Annotated in this window: 19 protein-coding genes; 3 read left to right on the top strand and 16 right to left on the bottom strand. The window is 71.8% G+C overall.

From position 1 onward, the window contains the following. Positions 1-5 precede the first annotated feature (5 nt). The 5 genes from BJY16_RS04200 to BJY16_RS04180 all read right to left on the bottom strand — a co-directional run bounded on the left by BJY16_RS04200 (position 6) and on the right by BJY16_RS04180 (position 4,776). Complete coding sequence (locus BJY16_RS04200) at positions 6-1,274, bottom strand: ABC transporter substrate-binding protein (protein ID WP_185037801.1); 1,269 nt, start codon at positions 1,272-1,274, stop codon at positions 6-8. Continuing rightward, positions 1,271-2,290, bottom strand: coding sequence for a branched-chain amino acid ABC transporter permease (locus tag BJY16_RS04195; protein WP_185037800.1), 1,020 nt, complete (start codon positions 2,288-2,290; stop codon positions 1,271-1,273). The genes BJY16_RS04200 and BJY16_RS04195 overlap by 4 nt, the downstream gene beginning before the upstream one ends. Before the next feature lie 85 nt (positions 2,291-2,375). Then, positions 2,376-3,254 carry a branched-chain amino acid ABC transporter permease gene (locus BJY16_RS04190; RefSeq protein ID WP_185037799.1) on the bottom strand — a complete coding sequence of 293 codons (879 nt, stop codon included), beginning with the start codon at positions 3,252-3,254 and terminating at the stop codon, positions 2,376-2,378. Positions 3,255-3,263: 9 nt separating this feature from the next. Beyond that, positions 3,264-3,980, bottom strand: a complete 717-nt coding sequence (locus tag BJY16_RS04185; protein WP_185037798.1) for an ABC transporter ATP-binding protein — start codon at positions 3,978-3,980, stop codon at positions 3,264-3,266. Positions 3,981-4,059: 79 nt separating this feature from the next. Then, the gene (locus BJY16_RS04180; RefSeq protein WP_185037797.1) at positions 4,060-4,776 is read right to left on the bottom strand and encodes an ABC transporter ATP-binding protein; all 717 of its coding nucleotides are present in this window, start codon (positions 4,774-4,776) and stop codon (positions 4,060-4,062) included. A gap of 228 nt (positions 4,777-5,004) precedes the next feature. Here BJY16_RS04180 and BJY16_RS04175 point away from each other — a divergent pair, with 228 nt between their 5' ends. Next, the gene (locus tag BJY16_RS04175) at positions 5,005-5,823 is read left to right on the top strand and encodes a DUF4328 domain-containing protein (RefSeq protein ID WP_185037796.1); all 819 of its coding nucleotides are present in this window, start codon (positions 5,005-5,007) and stop codon (positions 5,821-5,823) included. Here the strand turns inward: BJY16_RS04175 and BJY16_RS04170 are convergent. Together BJY16_RS04170 and BJY16_RS04165 are read right to left on the bottom strand one after the other, a co-directional pair. Further along, on the bottom strand, positions 5,820-6,452 hold the full coding sequence (locus BJY16_RS04170; protein WP_185037795.1) for an alpha-ketoglutarate-dependent dioxygenase AlkB: 633 nt from the start codon (positions 6,450-6,452) through the stop codon (positions 5,820-5,822). The two genes, BJY16_RS04175 and BJY16_RS04170, sit on opposite strands and share 4 nt — an antisense overlap. Further along, entirely contained in the window at positions 6,449-7,945 is a 1,497-nt protein-coding gene (locus BJY16_RS04165; RefSeq protein ID WP_185037794.1) for an MFS transporter, read from the bottom strand. The genes BJY16_RS04170 and BJY16_RS04165 overlap by 4 nt, the downstream gene beginning before the upstream one ends. A gap of 289 nt (positions 7,946-8,234) precedes the next feature. Between BJY16_RS04165 and BJY16_RS04160 the strand changes: the two genes are divergently transcribed. After that, positions 8,235-8,963, top strand: a complete 729-nt coding sequence (locus BJY16_RS04160) for a TetR/AcrR family transcriptional regulator C-terminal domain-containing protein (protein ID WP_185037793.1) — start codon at positions 8,235-8,237, stop codon at positions 8,961-8,963. A gap of 89 nt (positions 8,964-9,052) precedes the next feature. On the opposite strand, the gene BJY16_RS04155 is transcribed toward BJY16_RS04160, so the two are convergent. Further along, positions 9,053-9,613, bottom strand: a complete 561-nt coding sequence (locus tag BJY16_RS04155) for a helix-turn-helix domain-containing protein (protein WP_185037792.1) — start codon at positions 9,611-9,613, stop codon at positions 9,053-9,055. 63 nt (positions 9,614-9,676) lie between these two features. Between BJY16_RS04155 and BJY16_RS04150 the strand changes: the two genes are divergently transcribed. After that, positions 9,677-10,201, top strand: a complete 525-nt coding sequence (locus BJY16_RS04150; RefSeq protein WP_185037791.1) for a GNAT family N-acetyltransferase — start codon at positions 9,677-9,679, stop codon at positions 10,199-10,201. Between the two features lie 16 nt (positions 10,202-10,217). Here BJY16_RS04150 and BJY16_RS04145 read toward each other — a convergent pair whose 3' ends face one another. From BJY16_RS04145 to BJY16_RS04110, 8 genes are all read right to left on the bottom strand, one after another. Continuing rightward, entirely contained in the window at positions 10,218-10,796 is a 579-nt protein-coding gene (locus BJY16_RS04145; protein ID WP_185037790.1) for a GNAT family N-acetyltransferase, read from the bottom strand. A gap of 57 nt (positions 10,797-10,853) precedes the next feature. Beyond that, entirely contained in the window at positions 10,854-11,891 is a 1,038-nt protein-coding gene (locus BJY16_RS04140; RefSeq protein WP_185037789.1) for a succinate dehydrogenase/fumarate reductase iron-sulfur subunit, read from the bottom strand. Next, positions 11,888-13,780 (bottom strand): fumarate reductase/succinate dehydrogenase flavoprotein subunit, encoded by a 1,893-nt coding sequence (locus tag BJY16_RS04135; RefSeq protein WP_185037788.1) that lies wholly within the window; start codon positions 13,778-13,780, stop codon positions 11,888-11,890. Before BJY16_RS04135 ends, BJY16_RS04140 begins: the two co-directional genes overlap by 4 nt. Positions 13,781-13,790: 10 nt before the next feature. After that, complete coding sequence (gene sdhC / locus BJY16_RS04130; RefSeq protein ID WP_185037787.1) at positions 13,791-14,582, bottom strand: succinate dehydrogenase subunit SdhC; 792 nt, start codon at positions 14,580-14,582, stop codon at positions 13,791-13,793. Positions 14,583-14,787: 205 nt separating this feature from the next. Then, positions 14,788-16,221 (bottom strand): TldD/PmbA family protein, encoded by a 1,434-nt coding sequence (locus BJY16_RS04125; RefSeq protein WP_185037786.1) that lies wholly within the window; start codon positions 16,219-16,221, stop codon positions 14,788-14,790. A 73-nt stretch (positions 16,222-16,294) separates the two neighbouring features. After that, a complete protein-coding gene (locus BJY16_RS04120; protein ID WP_185037785.1) occupies positions 16,295-17,722 on the bottom strand; it encodes a TldD/PmbA family protein in 1,428 nt (475 codons plus the stop codon). Between the two features lie 41 nt (positions 17,723-17,763). Then, positions 17,764-18,318 (bottom strand): Uma2 family endonuclease, encoded by a 555-nt coding sequence (locus BJY16_RS04115; protein ID WP_185037784.1) that lies wholly within the window; start codon positions 18,316-18,318, stop codon positions 17,764-17,766. Between the two features lie 68 nt (positions 18,319-18,386). Next, positions 18,387-20,177 (bottom strand): S9 family peptidase, encoded by a 1,791-nt coding sequence (locus BJY16_RS04110; RefSeq protein ID WP_373873467.1) that lies wholly within the window; start codon positions 20,175-20,177, stop codon positions 18,387-18,389. Between the last annotated feature and the right edge of the window lie 47 nt (positions 20,178-20,224).

The following is a 20,224-nucleotide window of genomic DNA, read 5'->3' as shown; positions in this document are numbered from 1 at the left end:
GGATATTACGCTGCCGGGATCCCGTTCTGCGGGGGTGTCACGGGTTGCGCGGTGTACGGCTGGACCGCCCCGTCCGCGTCGTCGGTGGTGTAGGCCTGCCCGAAGAACACCGCCTTGCCGCCCTGGATCTTGGTGAGCTGCTCCCCGCCGTACCCCGCGTGGTCCTTGTCGGAGAACCGCAGCGGCACCAGGCCCGGGCCCTGGAACCCGTTCTTCTCCACCGCGTCGATGATCGACTCGCGGGTCAGATCCTTGCCCGCGGCCTGCAGCGACTGGACGAAAAGGTACGCCACGGACATGCCGTAGACGACGTTGTTGTCGAACTCCGCGTTGTTGTTGTACTGCGCGTTGACCTTCTTGTAGAGCTGGATCCACGGGTTGGCGTCGTCCGTGGTCAGCGGCAGGTAGTTGGCCGAGACCACGCCCTCCAGCAGCGGCGCGGCGGCGCCGAGCGCCTTGCTCACCGTGGCCGGGTCGGCGCCCACGTTGCTGACCACGAACTGCGGCTTGAAACCGATCTTCGCGGCGGTGCCGATCGACAGCGCGGTGAAGCCCGGGATGGTGGCCAGCAGCACCACCTGGCAGCCGGCCGCCTTGAGCGCGCCCATCTGCGGGCCGACGTTCGGGTTGCTGGTCACGTAGGTCTGCTTGTCCGCCACCGGGCCCAGGGTCTTCTCGATCCCGGCCAGGCTGTCCTTGCCGAAGTCGTCGTCCTGGCCGAGGAAGCAGGCCTTCTTGCCGGCCAGGTTCTCCTTGACGTAGGTGCCCAGGATCTTGCCCTCGACGGTGTAGTCCGGGTTGAAGCCGAAGGTGCCCGGGTACTTGCCCACCTGGTTCCAGTTGCGGCTGCCGCTGGCCACGAAGAGGTCCGGCACCTTGTTGGTCTTCAGGAAGTCCAGCACGCCGGTGTGCGTCGGGGTGCCCAGGCCGTTCAGGATCGCGAAGACCTTGTCCTGCAGCACCAGCTCCCGGACCACCTGCTGGGTGGTCGCCGGGTTGTAGCCGTCGTCCTTGACCTTGTAGGTGATCTTCCGCCCGTTGATCCCGCCACCCGCGTTGACGAAGTCGAAGTAGGCCTTGGTGGCCGGCGAGATCTTGGAGTACCCGGCGGCGGCCGGGCCGGTCAGCGGCATGTGCGTGCCGACGACGACCTCGGTGTCGGTGACCCCGGGAACGCTGCCGCCGCTGCTGCTGGAGCCACCGCCTCCGGAACCGCTGTCACAGGCTGCGGCGGACAAGAGGACGGCGAGGAACACCGCCGTGGTGCGTTTCATCGGTTCCTCCTGAATATCGTGGTAAATCGAATGGATGCCAGGCCGCCGGGGGCGGCGAGCATGACGACGACGAGCACCACGCCGAAGACCACCAGGGCGAGGTTCCCCTCCAGATGTTGTGAACCGGACCGCTCCCCGGCCTGCTGGGCCAGCGTCGGCAGGGCCACCAGCAGCACCGCCCCGAGCAGCGCGCCGACCAGCCGGCCCAGCCCGCCGATCACGATCGCCATCACCAGGAACAGCGACAGGGTCAGCGGGAACGCGCCGGGCGAGACGCTCTGCGCCAGGACCGCGAACAGGGCGCCGGCCAGCCCGGCGCAGGCGGCGCTGACCACGAAGGCCAGGACCTGGGTACGGGCGATGTTGACCCCGGCCAGCCGGGCCGCCGTCTCGTCGTCCCGCACCGCGCGCAGGTCCCGCCCGAACCGCCCGCGCACCAGGGTGGCCAGCAGCAACGCGGTGACCAGCGCGCCGGCCCAGCAGAGCCAGGCCTGCCAGCGCTCCATCGGGATGGTCCCGGGCGGCGGGTCGAGCGCCACCGACAACCCCATGTCGCTGTTGAACGTCTCGTCGAACGTGCTGGTCACCGACGGCACCACGACCGCCACCGCGAGGGTGAGGCCGGCCAGGTAGGGCCCGCGCAGCCGGGCCGCGGCCAGCCCGATCACCACGCCGGCCAGCGTGGTCACCAGGATCGCGGCGACGAAACTGACCGGTGCGTTCAGCCACTTGTTCTGGCTCAGCGCGAACGTGTAGGCCCCGGTCGCCATCAGCGCCCCGTGCCCCAGCGACAGCTGCCCGTTCAGTCCGGTCAGGACGGTCAGCCCGGCGGTCACCGTGAAGTAGGCGCCGACCGTGGCCAGCTGATAGTTCCGGAACGGCGGCAGCGTGTAGGTCAGGATCACGATCAGGAGCGCGCCGATCAGGATCGGCACGACCGGCCAGATCCGCTTCCGCTTCCGGACGATTTCCGGTACGGCCGGAGCCGTCTGCTTCTCCTCTTTCACGTCGGTCACGCTGTGCCTCCCTCGGCATGCCCTCCTGGCCCTCGCCTGCGAGGTTGCTGGGCCGGCGCCGGGAGGTGCCGCTCGGTGCAGTCGGTCATGCCAGCCTCGCCTTCGAACTGGAGAAGAGCCCGCCCGGCTTGCCCAGCAGCACCACCACGAGCAGGAGCAGCACCGCCATCGGCGCGACCGTGGCGCCCAGGTAGCCGCTGACGTAGGAGAGCAGCAGCCCGACGATCAACCCGCCGGTCACCGCCCCGATCGGGCTGTCCAGGCCGCCCACCACCGCGGCGGTGAACGCCGACACGAAGACCACGTCCATCGCGGTCGGGTGCAGCCCCAGCTCGGTCGGGACGACCAGCATCCCGGCCAGCGAGCCGACCGCGGCGGCCAGCGCCCAGCCCAGCGTCAGCATCCCGCCGACCGGCACGCCGAGCAGCCGGGACACGTCCGGGGCGAACGCCGCGGCCCGCATCCGCAGGCCCACCGCCGTCCGGGTGAAGAGCAGGCTGAGCGCGACCACCACCGCGCCCACCGCGGCGAAGACGAACACGTCGTAGCGGCTGAGCAGCGCGATCCCGCCGACCTCGAACGCGTCCCGCCGGAACGGCGTCTCCACCGGCCGGTACTCGTTGCCGTAGAGGATGCCGAGCACCCCCTGCACGATCAGCACCAGGCCGAGCGCCACCACCACGCCGTTCAGCGGGGACGAGTGGTCGACGAAGCGCATCACCGTCTTCTCCACCACGACGCCGAGCAGCAGCCCGAAGACGATCGCGGCGACGAACCCGAGCCAGTACGACCCGGTCGCGTTGGTCACCGAGTACGCCACATAGACCGCGGCCACCGCCATCGCGCCCTGCGCGAAGTTGACGATCCGCGCGGCCCGCCAGATCAGCACCAGGGCCAGCGCGAACGCGGCGTAGACCGCGCCCCGGCTGAGCCCGTCGAAGGTGAGATAGAGAAATCTGTCCATGGTTTCGTCCTAGAACCCGAGGTAGGCGTGGCGCAGGTCGGCGTCGTCGCGCAGTTGGGCCGCGTTGTTACGGGTGACCACCCGGCCCAGCGCCAGCACGATCCCCTCGTCCGCGACGGAGAGCGCGCTGCGCACGTTCTGCTCGACCAGCAGCACCGCCAGCCCGGTGCGCTCCCGCAGGTCACGCAGCAGCGCGAGGATCTGCGCGGTGATCTTCGGAGCCAGGCCCAGCGACGGCTCGTCGAGCAGCAGCAGGCGGGGCCGGCCGATCAGCGCGCGGCCCAGCGCGAGCATCTGCCGCTCGCCGCCGGAGAGCTGATGCCCGGCGCTGGCACGCCGTTGTGCCAGCGCCGGGAAGAGGTCGTAGACCTCGTCCAGAGCGCGCGCCGCGTCCGCGCGGTCGCGCCGCCACAGCCCGCCGAGCCGCAGGTTCTCGTCGACGGTCAGCTCGGTGACCACGCCCCGGCCCTCCGGGACGTGGGCGATCCCGCGGCGCACCAGGTGCTCGACCCGGACGCCGCGCAGGTCCTCGCCGTCGAAGACGACGCTGCCCCGGGTCGGCCGGACCAGGCCGGAGAGGGTACGCAGCAGGGTGGTCTTGCCGGCCCCGTTCGCCCCGAGCACGGCGACGATCTCGCCCGGCTGGATGGCGAACCGCACGCTGTGCAGCACCGGGGCGGCGCCGTAGCCCGCGGTCAGATCGTCGACCTCGAGGAGCGCGCTCATGCCGCCACCTCCGCTGTGCTCCGGCTCGTCGGCGCGCTCATGCCGGCACCTCCACTGTGGTCCCGGCTCGTCGGCGCGCTCATGCCGCGGCTCCCAGGTAGGCCTCGGTGACCTTCTCGTTCGCGCTGATTTCGGCGGGGGAGCCGAGCGCGATCGGCTTGCCGAAGTCCAGCACCAGGATCTCGTCGCAGACCGACATGACCAGGTCCATGTGGTGCTCGACCAGCAGGACCGTGGTGCCGGCGTCCCGGATCAGGCCGGCCAGCCACTGGATCTCGTCGGCGTCCAGGCCGCCGGCCGGCTCGTCCAGCATCAGGATCCGGGGCCGGGTGGCCAGGGCGCGGGCCAGCTCGATCCGCTTGCGGATCGCGTAGGGCAGCGCGCCGGGCGCGGCATACGCGTACTCCGCGACGCCGCACCGCTGCAGGGCGGCGAGCGCGTCCTGTTCGGACTGCCGCTCCCGGCCGGCGCGGATGCCGACCTGCACGTTCTCCAGCACGGTGAGGCCGCTGAACTGGCCGACCCCCTGCAGTGTGCGGGCGATGCCGAGCCGGTTCAGATGGTGCGGCCGCGGCCGCCAGGACCGGCCGTCCAGGGTGAGCTCCCCGGCGGTCGGCGCGACGAAGCCGCAGATGACGTTGAAAAGGGTGGTCTTGCCGGCTCCGTTCGGCCCGATCACCCCGACGATCCGTCCGGCGGGCACCCGCAGGGAGACGTCGTCGAGTGCGGTCAGGCCGCCGAAGCGGACCGTTATGTGGTCGAGCGCAAGCTCATGAGCAGGGGAATCCGTCGACATGGCCACCTCGTCTGGACAGCGTGGGTCCACAGTGGAGCGTGATGGTCAACTATTTACACTAGGAGTGTAACTTTCTGATCGGACTCGTCAACTACTCGCAACGTCTCCGTTACCTGTCGCGACCGTTACGTCCGCTATCCGGTGCGTGATCAGCGAAAACGCCCGTCCGGGCGGCGTTGTCCGGTCCGGATACCCTGCGGCGTAGGCCATCGACCCGCGAGGAGCCCGATGAACGCCCAGCAGCCTCCGCCCGTCCCGGACGACCCGCGGCCGGAGGACCTGATCCCGCCCGCCGACCCGTGGTCGGCCGAGGCGAACACCGAGACCTGGCCGTCAGCCACCCCGCCGCCGGCCTATCCCGCGACCGCGCCGGCCTATCCCGCTCCACCGCCGGCGTATCCCGCGCCCGCCCCGGCCTACCCGGCCTATCCCGCTCCGGCCGCGGCCCAGCCGGCGCCGGTCCCGGCCTACTCCGGGCCGCCGGCGCCCTACTCCTACCCGCCGGCCTACGCCCCGGGCCGTGCGAGATCGCTGCGCGGCCCGGCGATCCTGGCCGGCACCGGTCTGGCCGTGACGCTGGTCTACTCGCTGGTCCTGGAACTGCTCAGCCGGCGCGGGTACCTCGGCGGCAGCGACCCGATGGTCGCCATGTCGTTGGGTTACCTCGGCGTCTTCCTGTTCACCGTGGTGACTTTCTTGGTCTGGCTGCACCGCGCCTCGGTCAACCTGTGGACCACCGGCCACCGGCTCAAGTGGCGGCCCGGCTGGACCATCGGCGCCTGGTTCATCCCGCTCGCCAACCTGGTACTGCCGCTGCTCGTGGTCCGCGAGATCGACCAGCGGAGCCGGGACCACGGCCCGGGCCTCTTCGTCGTCTGGGCGGCGGCCTGGACCGTCGGCATCGTGCTGGACGGGTACAGCAGCAACGGCGCCCAGCAGTTCGCCGGCCTGTCACTGATCACCACGCCGGTCGCCGCGATCGCCGCGATCCTGCTGATCCGCCGGATCACCGCCGACCAGGAGCGCCTGGTCCAGCCCGCTCCTTAGGCCACGCCGCGGGGCCGGAACTGCACGCTCACCCGCGGCCCCACCGCGCGTGCCGTTTTCGGCACCGCGTGCTCCCAGGTGCGCTGGCAGGAGCCGCCCATCACGATCAGGTCGCCGTGCCCGAGCGGGAACCGCACCGTCTCGTGCCCACCGGCCCGCGGCCGCAGCGCCAGCGTGCGCGGCGAACCGACCGACACGATCGCCACCAGGGTGTCCTGGCTGGCCGAGCGCCCGATCGTGTCCCCGTGCCAGGCGACGCTGTCCCGCCCGTCCCGGTAGAGGCACATCCCGGCGGTGACGAACTCCTCGCCGAGCTCCTCCGCATAGTGCGCGTTCAGCGCGGCGCGGGCCTCGGTCAGCGCCGGGTGCGGCAGCGGCTCGCCCTCGCGGAACCAGCGCAGCAGCCGCGGCACGTCCACCACGTCGTCATACATCTTCCGCCGCTCGGCCCGCCAGTCGATGCCGAGCAGCGTCTCGAACACCGCGTCCGACCCGTGCAGCCAGCCGGGCAGCACGTCGACCCAGGCCCCGGCGGTGAGCCGGTGCCGGGTCACCCCGGACAGCGGCGCCAGCGTCGGGGCCGGACCGGCCATCAGGTCGAGCATCGAGGGCTGATAGGCGCTGCTCATCCCGCCATGCTAGTACTGATGTTCGATTCCGGGGCAATCTCGGTCGCCCGGCGCGGCCGCAGCACGACCGCGGCCACCACCGCCGCCGCGACCCCGCCCAGCACGCCCAGCCAGGAGGTGGCGGCGAGCGCGTCGACGAAGGCGTCCTTGGCCACCCGGGCCAGGGCCGGATCGCCGAGCCGCAGCGCCTCTCCGATCGAGTCACGTGCCGCCGCCGGCGCGCCGGCCGGCATCGCCGCCCGATAGGCCGTGGTCAGCACGCTGCCCAGCACCGCGACCGAGAGCGCCGAGCCGATCTGCTGCACCGTGTCGTTCACCGCCGAGCCGGCCCCGGCCCGCTCCTTGGGCAGCGCCGCGAGCAGCGTGCCGACCGCGACCGGCGTCGCCGTGCCGCTGCCCGCCCCGATCACCACCAGGGCGACGGCCAGTCTCAGGTAGCCGTCGCCCGGCCCGATCGAGGCCAGCACCCCGAACCCGGCGCCCATCACCAGCAGGCCCAGGCTGAGCGTGACCCGCGCGCCGAACCGCTTGTCGAGCTGCACACCGAGCCCGTTGCAGGCCAGCGCGGTGATCAGCATCGGGACGAAGGCGAAGCCGGCCCGCAGCGGCGCGAAGCCCAGCACGAACTGCACGTACTGGGTGAGCGCCAGCAGCACCCCGCCGGCCGAGAAGGAGAGCAGCACGATGGAGAGGCTGGCCCCGGCGAAGTTCCGGTTGCGGAACAGCTCCGGCGGCAGCATCGGCTCGTCGGTGTGCCGCTCCCAGAGCGCGAAGGCGGTCAGCGCGACCGCCGCCACCACGAAGCCGCCCAGCGTCGGCGCCGACTGCCAGCCGTCCCGGGGTGCCGAGATCACCGCCCAGACCAGGGCGGTCATCCCGGCCGTCGAGGTGAACGCGCCGACCAGGTCGGGCCGTCCGGCCGGGCCGCGCGACTCCGGGATGATCGCCAGCGCCGCGACGATGCCGAGCGCGGCGACCGGGATGTTCATCAGGAAGACCGAGCCCCACCAGAAGTGCTCCAGCAGCAGGCCGCCCAGGCTGGGGCCGCCGAGCGCGCCGAGCAGCAGCACCGAGCCCCAGATGGCGATCGCCTTCTTCCGCTCCGCGTCGTCGAAGACCGTGGTGAGGATGGAGAGCGTGCCGGGCATCAGGAAGGCCGCGCCGACGCCCATCAGGCCGCGCACCGCGATCAGCTGGCCGGACGTCTGGCAGAGGGTGGCCAGCGCGGACGCGACGCCGAAGACGATCAGCCCGATGACCAGCCCGCGGCGCCGCCCGTGCCGGTCGCTGAGCGCGCCCGCGGTGAGCAGCAGCCCGGCGAAGACCAGGATGTACGCGTCGATGATCCACTGAATCTCGGCGGTGCTCGCCCCCAGATCGCGAATCAGCGCCGGGATCGCGATGTTCAGCACCATGTTGTCGACGACGACCACCAGCATGCTCAGACACAGCACGCCAAGGATCAGCCACCGCCGCGGATCACGCTCAGGCATGGACCACCTTCTCTCGTACGCCGTTCGAGGAACTCGTACACCGTACCACCGTCCCGAACGCCGTACGAGGCACTCGAACACTGTGCGAGCATCTGGCACTTTGTACTAGCCCCTCGAACTTTGTACGAGCACCTCGAACGGTGTGCGAGCCGCTCGAACTTTGTACGAGGCAATGGCACTTTGTACGAGGTGCTGGAACTTTGTACGAGCCGCTGGGACTTTGTGCGAGGCGGTCGAACGGTGTGCGAGCAGCTCGTACGGTGTGCGACGGGGTGCCTAGGATGGGGCCATGTCTGACATCGCCGGGACCGTGTGGAACCGCCCGCCCCGCGCCACCCGGGGTGCTCCGCCGCACCTGAGCCGCGAGCAGATCGTCAAGACGGCGATCGACCTGCTCGACGCCGACGGCGCGGCCGGCCTGAGCATGCGCCGGCTCGGCGCCCGGCTGAGCTCCGGCACCACTTCGGCGTACTGGTACGTGACCAACAAGGACGAGCTGCTGGAGCTGGCCGTCGACGAGGTCCTCGGCGAGATCTACGTCCCCGAGCCCGCCGACGCCGACTGGCGGATCAGCGTGTCGACCATGGCCCGCGGGATGCGCGACGCCCTGCTCCGGCATCCCTGGGTGATCGGCGAGCTCGGCATCCGCCCCACCCTCGGGCCGAACGCGATGCGCCTCGGCGACCGGACCGTCGCCCTGCTCTCCGCCGCCGGCTTCTCCGGCATGGCGATCTCCTACGCCGGCTCGCTGCTGACCGCGCACGCGATCGGCTCGGCCACCACCGAGTCCGCACTGGCCGAGGCGAGCCGCCGGGCCGGCCTCAGCCCCGCCGGCCTGGCCGCCCGGATCGAGCCGATCGTCGAGCGGATGGACAAGGACTACCCGAGCTACGGCGCCTGGCACCGGGAGTTCGGCGTGGCCGGCCCGGACCCCGACCGGATCATGGAGGACACCTTCGCCTTCGGCCTGGAGCGGATCCTCGACGGCCTGGCCCACTGGCTCGACAAGAACCCCTGACTCCAGCCCACCCGCAGGCGCGCTCGGGTCAGGGCCGCGGTTTTTCGGTACGCCCCCGGCAGCAACCGTGGAGCCGCGGAGCGTACGGGTCAGCCTCGGCGGGCGCTGAGGATCACCAGGTAGCGGCACGGACGGTCGCCGGGATTGTGGTATTCGCCCGGGGTCGGCGGCCCCAGCTCCAGGCAGTCCCCGGCGGCCAACTCGTGCACCACGTCACCCTCGCGGAAGCGCAGCCTCCCGTCCAGCAGGTAGATCTGGTGCCGGGCCAGCGCATACGCATCCGCCGGGTAGGCCACCGAGGCGCCGGCCGGCAGCTCCACCTCGACGATCTGCGCCGGGCCGCCGGGCGGGGAGACCGACCGCCGCCGGTACCCGGTCTCCGGATCCACCCAGACCGGCTGGTCGGCGCGCCGGGTGAGCCGCCGGCCGTCCTTCTCGGTCCGGGTGAACAGCTCGGACAGGGTGATCCCGAGCGCCGCCGCGAGCCGTCCGAGCAGCGCCGCGGTCGGCTGCGCCGCCCCTCGCTCGATCTTGGCGATCATCGCCCGGGACACGCCGGACCGCTCGGCCAGCGTCTGCACCGTCATCTCCCGCTCGGCCCGCACGGCACGCAGGGTGGCGGCCAGCTCCGCGGTGAGATCGTCCGACATGACTGTCACTATAGTCGACATTGCTGATGACTATCGTTCCCATGCTGGCTTACGCTGGGGCACATGTCGCTGACCATCCGGGACGCCACCGCCGCCGACGCGGACGCGTGCGCCGCCATCTACCGGCCGTATGTGCTGGACACCGCGATCACCTTCGAGACCGACCCGCCGAGCGCCGCCGAGATGGCCGCCCGGATCACCGAGACCGCCGAGACGCACGCCTGGCTGGTCGCCGAGGACGCCGGCCGGGTGATCGGCTATGCGTATGCCCGCCCGTTCGCCGCCCGCCCCGCCTACCGCTGGTCCTGCGAGGTCAGCGTCTACCTGGAGATGGGCCGGCGGCGGACCGGCGCCGGCCGCGCGCTCTACGGGGTGCTGCTCCCCAGGCTGGTCACCCGCGGCTACCACGTGGCGGTGGCCAAGATGACCCTGCCCAACGAGGCGAGCCTCGGCCTGCACGCCGCCCTCGGCTTCCAGCCCGTCGGCACCCATCCCCGGATCGGCTGGAAACACCGGGCCTGGCACGACGTGGCCATCGCTCAGCTGTCCCTGACCGGCGCCTCGACCCCGCCGGCGGACCCGGGGTGACCGGCGGGCGAGCGGATCAGTCGATGGCGAGACGGGCGTGCTGGTGCATGTCGTGCCAGCCGTCGGCGTGCCGGGCCTCACCCCGCTTGGTGCCCTCCACCGGATAGCCGGCCTGCGCGGCGACCCGGCAGGAGGCGGTGTTGGCGGTCGAGTGGTTCAGCTCCAGCCGGTACAGCCCCAGCTCGGCGAAGGCCCAGCCGGTCAGCGCGTGCAACGCCCGCGGCGCGATCCGGCGGCCCCGGAACTCCGGAAGCACCCAGTAGGACAACTCGGCGATCGCCTCACCCAGGTCGATCCGCCGGAAGCTGATCTGCCCGGCGACCCGGTCCGGCGTCCGAGTGTCCACGATGGCCCAGCCCGCGCCGGTCTCGTCCCGCCAGCGGTCCGGCCATCGGGCGATCCAGGCCGCCGCCTCGTCCTCGGTCATGGACCGGCAGTGCCAGCGCTGAATCGCCGGATCCGCATACCCGGCGACGACCGCCGGCCGATCCGATGCCTGCCAGGGGCGCAGCAGCACCCCGTCCCCGGCGATCTCCGGCTGTGCGGAAGCGGCCAGCGTCCCAGCGGCCAGGGCGGGAGTGACGAGCGACGGCATGCGCCGACTCTATGCATGACCGGGACGGGCGCGCCGTCCGGCGTACCGAAAATCGGTCTAAGAATGACCACCGCCTGCCGCGGGTGAATCGGCGGGCGGGACCGACGGGTCGGCGTCCGGGTGGTGGTAGCTGACCTGCTCCGGCGGGAGGGGGAACTCGATGTCCTCGCCGAACGGGGAGAGGCCGCCCTGCAGCGGCGCGGCCAGCTCGGCGATGTCGAGGCGGCCGTCCGGGCCGACCGGTGGGCCCTCCGGGAGGCGGGCGCTGGTGTAGGTCATGCCGGCTCCGACGCCGGACACGCCCTCGCTGGTGGACGGGGCCATGGTCTCCGGCTGGGCGCTCTCCAGCTGGTCCCGGCGGAAGATCTTGCGACCGAGGCGGACCAGCGGGTCGTATCGGCGATCCACGACGCGCTCCTTCATCGGGATGATCGCGTTGTCGGTGATCTTGATGTGCTCCGGACAGACCTCGGTGCAGCACTTGGTGATGTTGCAGTAGCCGAGGCCCTGGCTCTGCTGGGCGTGCTGCTTACGGTCGGTGCGGGCGTCCAGCGGGTGCATGTCCAGCTCGGCGGCGCGGATGAAGAAGCGCGGGCCGGAGAACGCCTCCTTGTTCTCCTCGTGGTCGCGGACCACGTGGCAGGTGTTCTGGCAGAGGTAGCACTCGATGCACTTGCGGAACTCCTGGCTGCGCTCCACGTCGACCTGCTGCATCCGGTACTGCCCGGGAGCGACGCCGGCCGGCGGGGCGAAGGCCGGGGTCTGTCGCGCCTTCTCGTAGTTGAAGGAGACGTCGGTGACCAGGTCACGGATCACCGGGAAGGTGCGCAGCGGGGTGACCGTGATCGTCTCGTCGGCGGTGAAGGTGGACATCCGGGTCATGCAGCCCAGCCGCGGCATGCCGTTGATCTCCATCGAGCAGGAGCCGCACTTGCCGGCCTTGCAGTTCCACCGGCAGGCCAGGTCGGGCACCTGGGTGGCCTGCAACCGGTGGATGATGTCGAGCACCACCTCGCCGTCGTTCACCTCGACGTCGAAGTCCTCCAGGTCGCCGCCGGACGAGTCGCCCCGCCAGACACGGAAGTGGCGTTTCACTCTTCCCCCAGCCCTGTCAATTCCTCGGTGGTCAGGTATTTGGCCAGCTCACTGTGCTCGAAGAGGGCGAGCAGCTCGGGGCGGATGGTGGGCACCGGCTTGCGCTCCAGGTGCACCTCACCGGCCTCGTCGAGCGAGCAGACCAGGTTGATCCGCCGCCACTCCGGGCTCATCCGCGGGAAGTCCTCCCGGGTGTGCCCGCCGCGCGACTCCTCACGCTCCAGCGCGGCTTTCGCCGTGCACTCCGAGACGATCAGCATGTTGCGCAGGTCGAGGGCCAGGTGCCAGCCGGGGTTGTAGCGCCGGCCGCCGCCGACCGCGACGTTCGCCACCCGGACCCGGAGCTCGTGCAGCTTTTTCAGGGCGTCGCTGAGCTCGCCCTCCCGGCGGATGATGCCGACCAGGTCGCCCATCACCGCCTGCAGGTCCTGCTGCAACGTGTACGGGTTCTCGCCCTCGGTGCGGACCAGCGGGGCGAGCGCCACCTCGGTCGCCGCGGCCAGGTCGACCCGGCTGACCTTGGGCCGTTTGGGCAGCGTGTCGACGTAGGCGGCGGCGTGCTCACCGGCCCGTTTGCCGAAGACCAGCAGGTCGGAGAGCGAGTTGCCGCCCAGCCGGTTGGAGCCGTGCATGCCGCCGGACACCTCGCCGGCCGCGAACAGGCCCTGCACCGTGCCGAACGCGGCGCCGGTGTCCGGGTCGACCTCGACCCCGCCCATCACGTAGTGGCAGGTCGGGCCGACCTCCATCGGCTCCTTGGTGATGTCGACGTCGGCCAGCTCCTTGAACTGGTGGTGCATCGACGGCAGCCGCTTGATGATCTGCTCGGCCGGCAGCCGGGTGGAGACGTCCAGGAAGACGCCGCCGGCCGGGCTGCCGCGGCCCGCCTTGACCTCGCTGTTGATCGCCCGGGCCACCTCGTCGCGGGGCAGCAGCTCGGGTGGGCGGCGGTTGTTGTCCGGGTCGGTGTACCACCGGTCCGCCTCCTCCTCGGTCTCCGCGTACTGCTTGCGGAAGACGTCGGGGACGTAGTCGAACATGAAGCGTTTCTGCTCCGAGTTCCGCAGCACGCCGCCGTCGCCCCGGACCGACTCGGTGACCAGGATGCCTTTCACGCTCGGCGGCCAAACCATGCCGGTCGGGTGGAACTGGAGGAACTCCATGTTGATCAGCGTGGCGCCGGAGCGCAGGGCGAGCGCGTGGCCGTCGCCGGTGTACTCCCACGAGTTCGAGGTGACCTTGTAGCTGCGGCCGACGCCGCCGGTGGCGAGCACCACCGCGGGCGCCTCGAAGACGAGGAACTCGCCGGACTCCCGGTAGTAGCCGAACGCGCCGGCCACCCGGTCGCCGTCGAGCAGCAGCTCGGTGATCGTGGTCTCCTGGAAGACCCGGATCCGCGACTCGTAGCTGCCGGTCTCGGCGAAGTCCTCCTGCTGCAGCGAGACGATCTTCTGCTGCAGGGTACGGATCAGCTCCAGCCCGGTCCGGTCGCCGACGTGCGCCAGCCGTGGGTACTCGTGCCCGCCGAAGTTGCGCTGCGAGATCTTGCCGTCCTTGGTCCGGTCGAAGAGCGCGCCGTACGTCTCCAGCTCCCAGATCCGCTCCGGCGCCTCCTTGGCGTGCAGCTCGGCCATCCGGAAGTTGTTCAGGAACTTGCCGCCGCGCATGGTGTCCCGGAAGTGGACCATCCAGTTGTCCCGGGAGTTCACGTTCCCCATCGCGGCCGCGGCGCCGCCCTCGGCCATCACCGTGTGCGCCTTGCCGAACAGCGACTTGGAGATGATCGCGGTCTTCTTGCCGGCCAGCCGGGCCTCGATCGCGGCACGCAGCCCGGCACCGCCGGCGCCGATCACCACGACGTCGTACAGATGGCGTTCGGTGGTCGTCATGGTCCTGCCCCTAACCGATGATCCGCAGGTCGGAGATCCACTTCGCGCTGACCGCCATGATGTAGAAATCGGTCACCGCGAGAGTCCCGAGAGTGATCCAGGCGAGCTGCATGTGCCGGGTGTTCAACCTGGACACCACGGTCCACAGCCGGTATCGCACCGGATGCCGGGAGAAGTGCTTGAGCCGGCCACCGATGATGTGCCGGCAGGAGTGGCAGGACACCGTGTAGGCCCACAGCATGATCACGTTGATCCAGAGGATCAGGTTGCCCAGGCCCAGGCCGGTGGTCTGGGCGCGGATCGCGTCCCAGGTGTTGATCACGGAGATCAGGAAGGCCGCGTAGAACGCGTACCGGTGGGCGTTCTGGAAGATCAGCGGGAAGCGGGTCTCGCCGGAGTAGCTCTTGTGGTTGTCCGGTACGGCGCAGGCCGGCGGGGACAGCCAGAACGAGCGGTAGTACGCCTTCCGGTAGTAGTAGCAGGTCAGCCGGAAGAGCAGCAGGAACGGCAGGGTGAAGGCCGCCTCCGGGATCAGCCAGAAGCTCGGCAGGGGAGTGCCGAACTCGGCCGCGTCGCCGCACCGGTCGGTCAGGCACGGTGAGTAGAACGGCGTCAAGTAGTGATAGTCGTCGACGTAGAACCACTTGTGCATGAACACCCGGACCGTCGCGTAGGTCACCCAGGCGGTGAGCCCGAGAAAGGTGATCAGCGGCGCCAGCCACCACCGATCGGTCCGCAGTGTCCGCGCCGAGATCGCCGCGCGGGAACCCTCCGCGCCCGGCCTCGATGCCGTCGTCGTCATGCCATCTCCCTGCCGGTGCCGCGTCAGGTACGCGAGGCCGACCGGAAGCGGACACACGGATGGCCGCCGTCAGCCGTCCTCGCGCGACGGTGATGTGGAGCACACGTTACGCCCAAGGTCCGACAGTTTGCGGGCCGGGGATGCCAAGTAGGTCACAAAATCATGATCCCGGCCTGCAACGACGATCGCCGATAAGCTAATGGATCTATCCAGATGCGTTGCCGGTGATCTTCCAGGACGCCAGGTGCAGGGCCGGCGCGGCATAGCGCGCGTCGTCCCAGGAGCTGGGCAGCAGCACCGACTCGGCGCCGATCCCGAGCACCCCGCCGGGGGCCAGCGCCTGCGGGTACGACTGGGTGAACCGCAGGTTGCTCACCGGCCGGACGATCTCGCCGTCCTCCACCAGCCACACCCCGTTGCGGGTCAGCCCGGTCACCACCAGCGTCTTCGGGTCCAGCACCCGGGTGTACCAGAGGTCGGTGACCAGCAGCCCGCGCCGCATCCGGGCGACCAGCGGCCGGGCCGACTCGGCGACCGCGGCCGACGCCCCGGTCGACGTGCCGGCCGGCGCCGGGACGGCCTCCAGGCGCGGATGCGACGGGTACGGCCCCCAGGAGCGGGAGGCCGGCGCGGCGTGCCCGGTCGACTCGACGCCGGCCTGGGCCGCCGATGTCCGGTCGTGCGCCACCGCCTGGGTGACCCCGTCCCGGACCAGCACCAGCGACCGGGCCGGCGTGCCCTCGTCGTCGAACGGCAGGCCGGGGGCCGGCTCACCGCGGCTGCCCAGCGGGTCGTCCACGATGGTCACCGACGGGTCGAACTGCTCCTTGCCCAGCTCGGCGAAGGACTGTTTCTGCACGAACGACTTGCCGTTGAAGCCGAAGACGGCGAAATTCTGCAGCAGGTCGGCGACCGCGGTCGGCTCCAGGACCACCTCGTAGTGCCCCGGGGGCAGCTCGGCCGGAGCGACCGCGGCGCGAGCCTTGGCCGCGGCGCGGGCGCCCAGCTCGGCCCCGTCCAGGTCGGCCAGCCGGGAGGAGGCCAGCCGGGCCACCCCGTCGGCGCCCCGGTCGCGGGCGATCGCGTCCATCGCGGCCTCCGCGGTGCGGCCCTCGACGGCCTGACCGGCCGTGTTCGCGAAGGCGGCGGAGACGTAGGCGGTGCGGCAGTAACCGGCGGTCTCCAGGCCGCCGGCCGCGTCGACGAAGGCGCGGACCCGCGCGGCCCGCTCGGCCGGGGTGGCCCGGGCGGTCGCCTCGTCGAAGCCGAAGGCCAGCCCGGAGTGCTCGCCGGAGCCCGGGTGCGCGGCCGAGATGCGCAGCGCGGCCGGCCTGGTGAGGCCGGCCCAGGCCGGGTCGGGCGGGGTGACCCGGGCCGCCGCGATGGTCCGCCCGACCAGCGAGCGCAGGCCGTCGAGGCTGGTCAGCGTGCTGGAGCCGGAGGCGGTCCGGCCGTCCAGGTGCAGCCGCAGGCGGACCCCGGTGGTCGCCTCGGCCACGTTCTGATGGATCGCCGAGTTGGCGAACCGGGTCAGCGCCAGCGCGTGGTGCCGGACCGTGACCTCGGCCTCGGCGGACCGGCCGGCCAGCTCCCGGACCAGCTCCACCACTTTCGCCGCGAGCTGCAACTCGGCGCTCATCGCGTCACCTCCGCTGCGCTCCGGCGCCGCGACGCGTTGACGACTGTGCCCATCGATTCGCACGCGAGCTCGCTCATCCGTGCACCCCCACCCGGACGTCGGTGAACCGGGCCGGCGCCGCCGGGTGCCCGGTGTGCCCGACCTGGCCGGGCTGACCCTTCCCGCAGTTCGGCGTGCCCCAGGCGATCGTCTCGGAGGACAGCATGTCCATCGACTGCCAGAACCTCGGGCCGATCCCGGTGTAGGTCGGATTGCGCAGCATCCGGCCCCGCCTCCCGTTCTTGATCTCGTAGCCGATCTCGCATCCGAACTGGAAGTTCAGCCGGCGGTCGTCGATCGACCAGGACCGGTTGACGTCCATGAACACGCCGTCGTCGGTGGCCGCGATGATCTCGTCGAGGGTGTGCGGCCCGGGCTCCAGGCCGACGTTGGTCATCCGGACCATCGGCAGCCGGGCCCAGCCGTCCGAGCGGACGCTGCCGGCGTAGTCCAGCCCGGCCACGGCGGCCGAGTCGCGGCCGGCCAGCACGCCCACCCAGACGCCGTCGCGGACCGCGTGCCGTTTCGCCGCGCGGGTGCCCTCGTCGTCGAAGCCGAAGCTGCCCAGCGCGCCCGGGAAGGTCGGGTCGATCGTGATGTTCATCAGCTCGGAGCCGTAGCGCAGCGAGCCCAGCCGGGTCAGGTCGAGCCAGCTGGTGCCGGCGAAGGCGGCCTCCCAGCCGAGGATCCGGTCCAGCTCGATGGCGTGCCCGACCGACTCGTGGATCTGCAGGGCCAGCTGCGAGCCGCCGAGGATCAGGGTGGTCTCGCCGGCCGGGCAGAGCGGGGCGGTGAGCAGCTCGCGCGCCTCCTCGGCCAGGCGCGGCGCGTTGCCCACCAGGTCCAGCTCGTCGATCAGCTCCCAGCCGCGGGTGCCGTACTGCCCGGGGAGGGAGCGGCGCTGGACCTCGCCGTCGCCGATGGCGTGCGCCGTCACCCCGCCGCCGCACTCCCGGATGTGCTGGTCGACGCGGTGGCCCTCGCTGGAGACGAACCACTTGTGGGTGTCCCAGATCGCGTAGCTGGCCTGGGCCAGGTCGGCGCCCGCCTCCTTGGCCGCCAGGGTGGCCCGGACCAGCAGGTCGCCCTTGTCGGACAGCGGCACCGACAGCGGGTCGACCACGCAGTCGCTGGCCCAGCTCGCGGTGACCGGGCTGGACGGGGTCAGCTCGGCCGGCGGGCCGGCCACCTGGGCGCTGGCCGCGGCGATCTGCGCGGCGCGCCGGCCGGCGGCCCGGGCGGCCGGCTCGGCGAGATCGGGAACGGCGTAGAAGCCCCAGCTCGAGCCGACCAGGGCGCGAACCCCCAGGCCGGCGCTCTCGTCGGAGCCCAGATCCTCGACGGCCCCGTCGCGGGCCGTCATCGATTCGGTGCGGCAGACCATGACCCGGGCATCCGCATAGCGGGCGCCGGCGTCGAGCGCGGCCTGGACCGCCGCGCCCGCCTCATCGAAGTGGCTCATGCCCCGACCCTAGGGGCCCGGTGCGACAATTTCCGGCGACCTCACTGGGGTGGCAGCAACTCCGCCGGATCGATGGCCACGCGGACCGGGTCAGTCAGCTGAAGCGGCACGCCAGGCTCGGCGGTCGCGTGCAAGACATATTCACCATCGGAGATCCCGTACAGCCGCAACTCGCCGGTGCGGGGATCGACCAGGAGATACCAAGGGATTCCGGCCTCGGCGTAGTAGCTCATCTTGAGCACCCGGTCGGTCGTGGAGTTGGACGGCGAGATGATCTCGCAGACCAGGCGTGCCGCCGAGGAGTCGATGACCAGCTCGTAGTAGTCGATGTCGGTCGTGATGACCAGATCGGCGATGGGGATCCGGTCCGGCCGGAGCCGGAGATTCACCGCCTCGTGCAGATGCAGGCCGGCTTCTTCCACGGCCGGGATCAGGCGCACGGCGAGCCTGGTCGAGACGTGCTGATGGATGGGGGTAGGCCCTGGTGACACGTAGAGGCTCCCGTCGAAAAGCTCGATACGCTCGGGCGTTTCGCCGATGGCCAGGAACTCGGGCTCGGTGAGGGGCCGGCCGTTGGTGAAGATCGCGGATGTCATGGCGTCTCCCGGGTGGTCGGGATCCGACTGTCGCATGAACACTAGTCCCATAACAACCTGTCCCCTGCCTATCTTTCGGGTGGCACCGCCTCCTGCAAGAAAGCTAACTCCTCGGCGAGCGACAACCCAGGCGCCGACCGCAGGCCCGGCAGCTCCACCCCGACCAGCAGCAGCGGGCCGTGCGGCTCGGCCTCGGCGAGCGCCTCGGTCAGGCTGTGGTTGCGGTAGACGTGCGCCGAGTCGGCCGGATCGCCGAGATACCGCTCGGCGATCGGCGCCGGCAGCGCCGCCCAGTCCAGCACCGGCTCCCGGGCCACCCCGCAGTGGAACACGTCCGGCCGGCGCAGCACCGCGAGCGCGGCCAGCCAGCCGCCCAGCCCGCGGCCGCGCGCCGCGACCCGGCTCAGGTCCAGGTCCGGGTGCTTGCCGGTGAGCGCGTGCAGGGCGTCCACCTGATCGGCCAGGGCCAGGTCGGCGAGCCGCCGGTGAACCGCCTTCTCGAAGCTGGGCGCCACCCCGGGGGTGCCCCGGGAGTCCACGCTGACCACGGCGAACCCGGCGTCCGCCCACCACTGCCGCTCCTGCCAGGCGGCGTCCTCCGCGCGGACCTGCTGGGACCCGGGACCGTCGCCCATGACGACCAGCACCGGCAGACTGCCGCCGACGAACCCGGTGGGATAGAGGACGCCGGCCGGCAACCGCCGGTCGGTGACCCGCTCCAGTACCGGCTCCGGCCGGTACGGCAACCCCGCCGCCACCGACCGCAACGTCCCGATCCGCCGGTCCGCCCGCCACACCTCGTCGTCCGCGACCAGCACGTCCCCGCCGGTGGCCAGCTCGGCGCCGCTCCGCGACCCGGTCAGCCGGGTCACCTCCGGACCGCCCCCGCCCAGCGAGGTACGCACCCGGAACACCTCCCGCACCGCCGGGTCGCCCATGCTGCCCTCGACGATCAGGTCCGGCGCCCCGGCCGGCCCGGCCGCCCGGGGCAGCGTGCCGGCCACCCGCCGGACGTACAGCCCGGGCGGGGTGAGCAGGCTGCCGTCGGCGAACAGGCAGCGCGCGTCGAACCCGTCGTGCGCCAGCTCGCCGCCGACCAGCACCCGGCCGTCCGGCAGGTGGCGCGGGGTGCCCGGGATCGGCTCCACCCAGCGGGCGTCGGCCAGTTCCGCGTGCACCTGGGTCTCCCCGGTCCGCGGGTCCACCGAGAGGACCAGGCCGTGCTGCTGCATCCGGCGCAGCACGGTGATCAGCGGCCCGCCGCCGGCCCAGCGCACCTGGGCCAGGTGCGGGTAGGTCTCCCGGTCCCAGTGCACGTCCACCCAGCCGTCGTCCAGGTCGAGCAGGTGCAGGCTGGTCGACCCGGCGGTCCGGACGGCCAGCACCTGGTTCCCGTCCGGCGACCACCACCAGCCCCGGGTCCGGCCGAACTCGCCGGCGCCGGCGCCGGCCACCCCCCAGGCGATGCTGCCGCCGTGCTCGCGCCAGGCGTAGCCCGGCTCGCCGGCCAGCAACCGGTCGCCGTCCGGCCCGTGCACCCGCAGCGTCGCCGACCCGCCCGGGTCGGTCACGTAGCCGATCCGCAGGCCCTGCGGGTCCGGCCGCGGGTCGTGCACCGGCTCGCCGGTCGGGATCGCGGTCACCGCCCCGGAGAGCAGGTCGGCCCGGAACAGCCGGCCGCCCCGGGCGAACGCGGCCACCCGGGCGTCCCGGTCCACCGCGTACGAGTCGATCGGCCCGGGCGCGATCAGGTGCTCGTCGCACGACGCCACGTCCAGCAGCCAGAGCTCCGGGTCCGGCCGGAACGGGCCGGACGACCGGAGGAAGGCGACCCGCGCCCCGTCGGCGCCGACCGTCACGGCGTGCGGCGCGCCGTGGCGGAAGCCGCCGGTGCGCGCGGCGAGTC

This window comes from Actinoplanes octamycinicus (assembly GCF_014205225.1).
GTDB lineage: Bacteria > Actinomycetota > Actinomycetes > Mycobacteriales > Micromonosporaceae > Actinoplanes > Actinoplanes octamycinicus.
The sequence above is the reverse complement of the archived record's forward strand: the minus strand, read 5'-3'. Positions and strand labels throughout refer to the sequence as shown.

Excerpts from the sequence above, each read along its gene's own strand:
- BJY16_RS04200 (WP_185037801.1), bottom strand. The coding sequence starts at position 1,274 with ATGAAACGCACCACGGCGGTGTTCCTCGCCGTCCTCTTGTCCGCCGCA.
- BJY16_RS04190 (WP_185037799.1), bottom strand. The coding sequence starts at position 3,254 with ATGGACAGATTTCTCTATCTCACCTTCGACGGGCTCAGCCGGGGCGCG.
- BJY16_RS04185 (WP_185037798.1), bottom strand. The coding sequence starts at position 3,980 with ATGAGCGCGCTCCTCGAGGTCGACGATCTGACCGCGGGCTACGGCGCC.
- BJY16_RS04180 (WP_185037797.1), bottom strand. The coding sequence starts at position 4,776 with ATGTCGACGGATTCCCCTGCTCATGAGCTTGCGCTCGACCACATAACG.
- BJY16_RS04175 (WP_185037796.1), top strand. The coding sequence starts at position 5,005 with ATGAACGCCCAGCAGCCTCCGCCCGTCCCGGACGACCCGCGGCCGGAG.
- BJY16_RS04170 (WP_185037795.1), bottom strand. The coding sequence starts at position 6,452 with ATGAGCAGCGCCTATCAGCCCTCGATGCTCGACCTGATGGCCGGTCCG.
- BJY16_RS04165 (WP_185037794.1), bottom strand. The coding sequence starts at position 7,945 with ATGCCTGAGCGTGATCCGCGGCGGTGGCTGATCCTTGGCGTGCTGTGT.
- BJY16_RS04160 (WP_185037793.1), top strand. The coding sequence starts at position 8,235 with ATGTCTGACATCGCCGGGACCGTGTGGAACCGCCCGCCCCGCGCCACC.
- BJY16_RS04155 (WP_185037792.1), bottom strand. The coding sequence starts at position 9,613 with ATGTCGGACGATCTCACCGCGGAGCTGGCCGCCACCCTGCGTGCCGTG.
- BJY16_RS04150 (WP_185037791.1), top strand. The coding sequence starts at position 9,677 with ATGTCGCTGACCATCCGGGACGCCACCGCCGCCGACGCGGACGCGTGC.
- BJY16_RS04145 (WP_185037790.1), bottom strand. The coding sequence starts at position 10,796 with ATGCCGTCGCTCGTCACTCCCGCCCTGGCCGCTGGGACGCTGGCCGCT.
- BJY16_RS04135 (WP_185037788.1), bottom strand. The coding sequence starts at position 13,780 with ATGACGACCACCGAACGCCATCTGTACGACGTCGTGGTGATCGGCGCC.
- sdhC (WP_185037787.1), bottom strand. The coding sequence starts at position 14,582 with ATGACGACGACGGCATCGAGGCCGGGCGCGGAGGGTTCCCGCGCGGCG.
- BJY16_RS04125 (WP_185037786.1), bottom strand. The coding sequence starts at position 16,221 with ATGAGCGCCGAGTTGCAGCTCGCGGCGAAAGTGGTGGAGCTGGTCCGG.
- BJY16_RS04120 (WP_185037785.1), bottom strand. The coding sequence starts at position 17,722 with ATGAGCCACTTCGATGAGGCGGGCGCGGCGGTCCAGGCCGCGCTCGAC.
- BJY16_RS04115 (WP_185037784.1), bottom strand. The coding sequence starts at position 18,318 with ATGACATCCGCGATCTTCACCAACGGCCGGCCCCTCACCGAGCCCGAG.